General features: G+C 62.0%; 7 protein-coding genes. 6 read left to right on the forward strand and 1 reads right to left on the reverse strand.

What is annotated here, in order from left to right:
- Positions 1 to 58 precede the first annotated feature (58 nt).
- The 6 genes from NKJ09_RS08430 (at position 59) to NKJ09_RS08455 (ending at position 5186) form a co-directional block, all read left to right on the forward strand.
- The gene (locus tag NKJ09_RS08430; RefSeq protein WP_023722324.1) at positions 59 to 487 is read left to right on the forward strand and encodes a DUF6130 family protein; all 429 of its coding nucleotides are present in this window, start codon (positions 59 to 61) and stop codon (positions 485 to 487) included.
- On the forward strand, positions 484 to 1764 hold the full coding sequence (locus NKJ09_RS08435) for an epoxide hydrolase family protein (RefSeq protein WP_031195070.1): 1281 nt from the start codon (positions 484 to 486) through the stop codon (positions 1762 to 1764). The genes NKJ09_RS08430 and NKJ09_RS08435 overlap by 4 nt, the downstream gene beginning before the upstream one ends.
- 37 nt (positions 1765 to 1801) lie before the next feature.
- Positions 1802 to 2458 carry a VOC family protein gene (locus NKJ09_RS08440; RefSeq protein ID WP_031195072.1) on the forward strand — a complete coding sequence of 219 codons (657 nt, stop codon included), beginning with the start codon at positions 1802 to 1804 and terminating at the stop codon, positions 2456 to 2458.
- Between the two features lie 155 nt (positions 2459 to 2613).
- Positions 2614 to 3648 (forward strand): redoxin domain-containing protein, encoded by a 1035-nt coding sequence (locus NKJ09_RS08445; RefSeq protein WP_352516211.1) that lies wholly within the window; start codon positions 2614 to 2616, stop codon positions 3646 to 3648.
- 28 nt (positions 3649 to 3676) lie between these two features.
- Positions 3677 to 4711, forward strand: a complete 1035-nt coding sequence (locus tag NKJ09_RS08450; RefSeq protein ID WP_502896300.1) for an alpha/beta fold hydrolase — start codon at positions 3677 to 3679, stop codon at positions 4709 to 4711.
- Positions 4712 to 4766: 55 nt separating this feature from the next.
- Positions 4767 to 5186, forward strand: coding sequence for an Ohr family peroxiredoxin (locus tag NKJ09_RS08455; RefSeq protein WP_352496626.1), 420 nt, complete (start codon positions 4767 to 4769; stop codon positions 5184 to 5186).
- Positions 5187 to 5551: 365 nt separating this feature from the next.
- On the opposite strand, the gene NKJ09_RS08460 is transcribed toward NKJ09_RS08455, so the two are convergent.
- Positions 5552 to 7480, reverse strand: coding sequence for an adenylate/guanylate cyclase domain-containing protein (locus NKJ09_RS08460; RefSeq protein ID WP_352484987.1), 1929 nt, complete (start codon positions 7478 to 7480; stop codon positions 5552 to 5554).
- Positions 7481 to 7785: the final 305 nt, after the last annotated feature.

The following is a 7785-nucleotide window of genomic DNA, read 5'->3' on the forward strand; positions in this document are numbered from 1 at the left end:
CTCGTCATCTTCCGCCCAGCGATAGCTGCGTAGCGAACCTCCGAAGGGAGCGACTGCAATGAACCCCCTCATCAAGACGCTCACCGCACTCGCGGTTTGCACCGTGCTCGCCACGGGCGCGTTTGCCCAGAGCACGGTCGTTCCCATCGACAACGAGCCCGCATCCAAGCTGATCGTGGAGCCGCCGCTTCCGGGTCCGTTGGCCAACGGCGTCGTGTTCATCCCGTACCGGGTGGAGAACTTGCGCATCCTGCCTGTGGGCGGGGCGGCCGCGCGCAACGTGTCTCCGCGGGTCGGGCATCTGCACGTCACCGTCGACGACCTGCCTTGGGCGTGGGCGGACTACGGTCAGAGCAACACCATCATCTTGGTTGGCATGCCAAGCGGCCAGCACAAGGTGCTGATCGAGGTGGTGGATCCCGAAGGCAAAGTCTTCACCAAACAAACGGTGACGTTCCACACTCCGGACAAGAAGGTGCAGCCATGAGGCTCGACCAACTGGCGGCCGTGCTGGCATTCGGGCTTTGCATCCTTTCCGCGCCCGCCTCCGCCAACCCGGTCGAGGATCGCTCGATCCGGCCCTTCAAAGTCTATGTGCCGCAAGCGCCGCTCGATGATCTTCGCAGTCGCATTGCGCAGACAAGGTGGCCCGACCGGGAGACGGTCGATGACCAGTCGCAGGGCATACAGCTCGCGAAGATCAGGCCGCTCGTCGAGTATTGGGGCACGGCCTACGACTGGCGGACAGCGGAAGCGAAGCTGAATTCCCTGCCCCAGTTCATGACCACGATCGACGGAGTGGACATCCACTTCATTCACGTTCGCTCGAAACATCCCAATGCCTTGCCGCTGATCATGACGCATGGCTGGCCCGGCTCGGTGCTGGAACTGCTCAAGACCGTCGGCCCTCTCACCGATCCCACGGCGCATGGCGGTAGCCCGGAAGACGCGTTCGACCTCGTACTGCCGTCGTTGCCGGGTTTCGGCTTCTCCGGCAAACCCACAGATACCGGCTGGGGTACAGACCGCATTGCACGAGCCTGGGCAGAGCTGATGAAGCGCCTTGGCTACACAGATTACGTCGCCCAGGGCGGCGACTGGGGCTCTCCCGTTTCGAATGCAATGGGACGTCTGGCCCCGGCAGGCCTGCTCGGCATTCATGTCAACCTGCCGGCTGTCGTACCGCCAGAGATTGCCGCGGTGCTCGCCGCCGGCGGACCGGCGCCGGCGGGGCTCATGGACAAGGAGCGCGCGGCGTTCGATGCGCTCAGCATGGCCGCCAAGATGGGGAACAGATCCTACGCCACGATGATGGGCACCCGGCCCCAGACGATCGGTTACGCCATCAATGACTCCCCCGCAGGGCTCGCCGCTTGGATGCTCGGGCATCCGGGCTTTTCGGGCTGGACCTACGACAAAAGCGACCCCGAAAAGTCGCCTGACGAGGTGCTGGACGATATCACGCTGTACTGGCTGACGGACACCGCCACCTCGTCCGGGCGAATTTACTGGGAGTACGGCGGCGGGCGCAGTCCCGTTTTTGCCGGCCCTGAAAAGACCAGCGAAGTCTCGCTGCCGGTGGCCATCACGGTCTTTCCGGGGGAAGGCTATCAGGCCCCCGAGACGTGGGCCCGGCGCGCCTACCCCAACCTGATCTACTTCCATGAGGTCGACAAAGGCGGCCACTTCGCCGCGTGGGAGCGGCCGGAGCTCTTTTCTGCCGAGTTGCGCGCCGCGTTCAGGCCGCTGCGGCAAACCAAATAACCACCTCACTCGAAAGGAACGACAAATGTCTCAAACCATGAAAACGCCCCGTGACGAAAAGCACGAAACTGCGACCGGGACCCTCAAAAAGCAGGCGCTCGACATGAAGCTCGAGGTCGTGGTCATCCCCGTCTCGGACGTCGATCGCGCCAAGAGCTTTTATATCGGCCTGGGCTGGCGGCTCGACGGCGATTTCGTCGTCGGCGATACGTTCCGGGGTGTGCAGTTCACACCTCCGGGCTCGCCTGCCTCGATCCACTTCGGCACGGGGGTCACGACGGCGGAGCCCGGCTCGGCAAGCGGGCTTTATCTTGTCGTGTCGGACATCGAGGCGGCGCGCGCCGAGCTCATTGGCCACGGCGCCGAGGTCAGCGAGGCGTTTCACCGCACAGGTCCCGGCAAGCCGGCGGTCAAGGGGCGCGATCCCGAGCGGCGCAGCTACTCCTCGTTCGCGACGTTCAAGGACCCGGACGGCAACGAATGGCTGCTGCAGGAAATCACCACCCGCTTTCCCGGCCGGATCGACACCACGACCTACGCTTCCGGAGCGGATCTTGTTGCCGCGCTGCGACGCGCGTCGGAGGCCCACGGCGAGCACGAGAAGCGCAACGGCGGCCAGCGCGATGAGAACTGGCCGGACTGGTACGCGGAATACATGGTGGCTGAGCAGGCCGGCAAAGAGCTTCCGCTCTGAAGGATTCAGCGCGCAGCGCGCCGCTGAACCGTCTGCGCGGCGATATCGATCGAAACTGAAAAGGCGTCGTCGATGAAGCAATTAAGCTGCTCGTCGCCGTGGCGCTCGCAATGGCAATCGGGGCTCCGATTGCCAGTTTTCTGGGAGACACGAATGTGGCTCAGCCGATACCCTCCGCACCGATGAGGGTTCCGTTCCTTCACGGACTTTCCTCCGACCAGTTCGAGAGTCAATCCGAGCTTGCTTCGCTTGGCGTGGCGCACGAGTGGATAAATTCGCCGCCGCTGACGGCGTCGGCTTTGCATGGCAAGGTCGTCCTCATCGATTTCTGGACCTACACCTGCATCAACTGGCTGCGCACGCTTCCCTACGTTCAGGCCTGGGACGAGAAATACCGGAAGCATGGTTTGGTGGTGATCGGAATCCACGCGCCGGAGTTCTCGTTCGAAAAAGACCTGAACAACGTGCACCGGGCGGTGAAAGACCTGGGGATCGATTACCCGATCGCCGTCGACAACGACCATCTCATATGGCGGGCTTTCAGCAACCAGTACTGGCCGGCACTCTATTTCGTCGATTCGCGGGGACGCGTCCGGTATCACCACTTTGGCGAGGGCTCATACCAACAGTCGGAAATGGTCATCCAGGAATTGCTGACTGAGGCTGGCGCCGGCGGATTCGACCGTGAGCCTGTGTCGGTGGATGCCCGCGGCATCGAGGCCGCGGCCGATTGGGAGACCCTCAAGTCTCCGGAAAATTATCTCGGCTACGAACGCACCCAGAATTCTGCCTCCGGCGGTGAAGCGGTCTTGGACGCGCCGCACATCTACGACGTGCCGGCGCGACTACGCCTGAATGAGTGGGGGCTGTCTGGCAGTTGGACGGTAAGGAAAGAAACCGCCGTACTGAACAAGTCCGATGCCCGCATCGCGTACCGTTTTCACGCGCGCGACCTTCATCTGGTCATGGGTCCGGCAGCGCCGGGAACGTCTGTGAGATTTCGCGTGCTGATCGACGGGCAGCCGCCAGGCACGGCTCACGGCATCGACGTCAATGAAATGGGCGAAGGCGCAGTGACAGAGCAGCGCCTGTACCAACTGATCCGACAATCGAAACCCATCGTCGATCGCCAGTTCGAGATCGAGTTTCTCGACTCAGGCGTGGAGGTCTTTGCATTCACGTTCGGCTGATCGCCCGCGCAAGGATAGAGGTTCCCAAATGCATTCGCTCAATATCCCCGATGAAATCGACCAAGATCGCCGTCGGTTCTTTGGCGCCGCCGCGATGGCTGTCGCCGCCACTCAGTTCGGCCTGATCGGCCCGGCACAAGCGCAACAGACGACTGGAGAGCCTGCGGCGTCCTTTGGGCCCTTGAAGCGGATCGAGGCCGGCGTGCTGAGCGTCGGCTATGCGGAACTTGGACGGACCGACGGCCCGCCCGTCATCCTGCTACATGGCTGGCCGTATGACATCCACACCTATGCCGATGTCGCTCCTCTGCTGGCAGCGAAAGGCCACCGCGTGATTGTTCCCTACCTGCGCGGATACGGCACGACCCGATTCCTGTTGGACGACACGATGCGCAACGGTCAGCAGTCAGCGATTGCCGCGGACATTGTCGCCCTGATGGACGCACTGGGCATCGAAAAGGCGACGATTGGCGGCTGCGACTGGGGCGCGCGCACCGCGAACATCATTGCCGCACTATGGCCTGAACGCTGCAAGGCGATGGTCTCGGTGAGCGGCTACCTCATCGGCAACCAGCAAGCCGGCAAGCTGCCGCTGCCACCCAAGGCCGAGCTGCAATGGTGGTATCAATATTACTTCGCCACCGATCGCGGCCGCGCCGGCTACGAGAAATACACACGAGATTTCACCAGGCTGATCTGGCAACTCGCGTCGCCGCGGTGGAATTTCGACGATGCCACATTCGAGCGCAGCGCCGCAGCCTTCGACAATCCCGATCACGTGGCCATTGTGGTCCACAATTATCGCTGGCGGCTCGGACTCGCCGCCGGCGAGCAGCAATACGACGCGTTCGAGGAGCGACTCGCGCAGGCACCGGTCATCGGCGTGCCGACGATCACCCTCGAAGGCGACGCCAATGGCGCGCCGCATCCGGACGCCAGCGTATACGCCACGATGTTCCCGGGCAGATACGCGCATCGGGTCGTCACCGGCGGCATCGGGCACAACCTGCCCCAGGAAGCGCCGCAGGCCTTTGCCGATGCCGTTGTCGAAGTCGACGCCTGATCGAGTTCGCGGCAACCGCCGAAGCGGCGGTTACCGCTACCAGCAAAGAATGCCCATGAGCCACATCACAAGGGTTGTCTATACGGCCAGGACCGCAACCACGGGCAGTCGCGAAAATGGCGCCTCGCGCAGTTCCGACGGCCTTCTGGACATCTGGCTATCGACGCCTGGATCGGCGCGCATCGGCACCAATCCGGAGCAGTTGCTCGCGGCCGGCTGGTCGGCCAGCTTCGCAAGCGCAATCGCATCTGCGGCCCACGAACGAAAAATCGCGCTGCCTGCAGGGATGAGCATCGAGGCCGAGGTGAATCTGAACTACGGAGAAAACGGCCACTTTCTTAACGTCCAACTGGATATTGCCGTGCCGAGTCTGGAGCGCGATGTGGTACAAATTCTGGTGGATGAAGCGCACGAGATTTGTCCTTACTCCAAAGCGACACGGGGCAACATCGATGTCGTAATGAGGATCGTCTGATTTGACCTAAATCGCTCTTCGGCGTTGAAGCTTTTGGCACCTCGCTCCCAGTCTGTTCAGGGTCAGATGATGATCATGCCCACATCGACGTGAATGTCCGCTTTCGATATCCACGGGCTCGAAGCGGCCGATCCGTTGTCGGCCCATTCCTGACATAATCGCCACTGCTCAGAAAATCACTTGCTCAGCCGGCTTCCACCGTAGGGATACTCACTTGAGCGTTTGACCCTGAGTTCTTCGTTCGCTAGCGGGAGCCTCGCGCGGCGTCACAACCATATGTGTCATCGCCTCCAACCTTCGGCGACAGCGCCCGCCAGTGCCGGGGCGATTCGCGGCTCACGTCTCCCTTTTGCGCCGAGCTTGTTCTATGGCTGCCCGAGAGGCTGCGCCTCCCCCGCCTCGCATTCCGGCAGCCGCACAGGTTTGGCGAGTTTTGCCAGCGACCCGGTCTTGGCGCACGCCGGGAAGCCGGCTAGCGGCATTGTCTCGATGAAACGACCGCGCTCCGTCTTGCTCAAGCTGAATTCATTGACCATGCCCTCGACGGTCAGGTCCGGATACCGTTTGAGGGTTTCCCGGACCGAAGCATTCGCCTCATCGATTCGACCCAGAGCCGCAAAGGAGCTGCTACGCACCACCCAACCCCCTTTGCCGTAGTTATCGGGCGTCTTGCGCTCCAGCATCTTCAAGGCGTCCTCATAGCGACCAGCCATAAAATAGGCAGTGGAGTAGAAAGCAGTTGCCCACATCGGGTAATTCGGGTCGAGCCGTATAACTTGGTCGACCAACTGAGCGCCGCGTTCGGGTTCGTCGAAGCCTGCCGCAAAGCCGGAATAGAATGTCAGGATTTCGGCCGAACCCGGAGCGAGGCGGAGGGCCGTGTCCAGCTCGACCTTGGCGCGGGCGTTGTCGCCCTTGTCTTTGAGGCTCATGCCAAAAACGGCGTGCGCCTCGGCGTCGCTCGGATCGAGCCGCACCGCGCGTTCGGCTACATCGGCAGCCGCCTTGATCTCGCTCTCGGGATTGATACCGAAGCCAGCCAATATGTTATGAGCATGATAAAGTTCCACCCAGGCGCGGGCGAACCCCGGGTCCAGCTCGACAGCGAGGTTGAGCAGCCTGATGGCCTCCTCCTCATCCGCTACGGTAATCTTTTCAATCCTTTCGGTTCCGAGCAGGTAGTAATCATAGACAGTCAAGTTGTCCGGCCGTTTACGCTTCGCTGCAGCCCGCCCCGCGCCTTGAATCAGCCCCACGCCGTTGCCGAGGCGGTTGGTGACCTGCTCGGCGATCTCGGTTTGAACGGCGAATACGTCTTCAGCAGGCCGGTCCCATCGCTCCGACCACAGATGGTTGCCGGTTTTTGCATCGATCAGCTGCGCGGTGATCCGCAGCCGACCGCCCAGGCGCTGGATCGAGCCTTCCAGCACATAGCCGACGTCGAGCGCACTCGCGACCTGGCGGACATCCAGCGACTTGCCTTTGTACGCTTGCGTCGAATTGCGTGCCACGACGTCGAGTTCGGGAAACTGCGCGAGATCGGTGATGATGTCTTCGGTGAGGCCATCGGCCAAACGCCCGGTGGCCTCGTCGCCGCCATAATTATTGAAGGGCAGCACCGCGATCGACGGCTTGGCCCCCAGTGGCGCAGGCTGAAAGACCCACCATGTCCCTCCACCCGCCAGAGCCAGCACCACGATGGCCGCCGCAGCCGTCCTGGCCCAGCGCGGCATCATTCCGAGAAGCGGGCGGCGCGCCGGCTTGCCATCGAGCCTCAGCCGGTACATCCGCACGGGGCGATTGATATTCTTGACTTGCTGCTCGCCAGCGAAATCGAGGGGCCAATCAAGCTTGCCCTGCAGATGGTCAAAGGCCGTGCCCGATACGATCACGCCGCCCGGGTCAGCGAGTTGCTGCAACCGAGCGGCGATATTGACGCCGTCGCCATACACATCGCCATCCACGAGCGCCACATCGCCAAGATTTATCCCGATGCGGAACACAATCCGCTCATGCTCCGGCAGTCCACCATTGCGAACGGCCACAGCTTTTTGAATTTCGGCTGCGCAGATTACCGCATCGACCACGCTGTCGAAGACGACAAGTGCGCCATCTCCTAATAGTTTGACAATTCGACCCTGGTGCAGAGCGATCGCCGTATCGGTTACGTCGGCCCGGATAGCTCTCAGGCGTCCGATGGTGCCAGCTTCGTCAATTTCGATCGCCGTTGAATAGCCGACCATATCCGCTGCAAGGATCGCCAGCAGTTTCCGGTTCAATGGAGGGACGATCATCATCCGGCCCCGGACCCAACATGGCTAAAATTGTACACCTATCGCGGCGCCCTGACGAGCCCGCCCGGCCAAAGCCAGGAGGTCGTCCATTAGCCCCAGTGGTCCGAAAGGTCGCTTCTGGCGCACAGCGGTCAGACGGGGCTGGACGCAAGGGCCGGCTATCTTGTCCAGTCATCTTGAAAGCTGACAGTCCGGTTCCGGCCGATAGTGTCCTGAAGGTTCTGCAAAAAGTTTTGGAGAGAGAACGGCGCTTGCTCTGAAGGGCGAGCGGCCATGGCACGGTGGTGACGTTGCAATCACCGATT

This window comes from Mesorhizobium sp. M0189, from assembly GCF_040322135.1.
Lineage (GTDB): Bacteria > Pseudomonadota > Alphaproteobacteria > Rhizobiales > Rhizobiaceae > Mesorhizobium.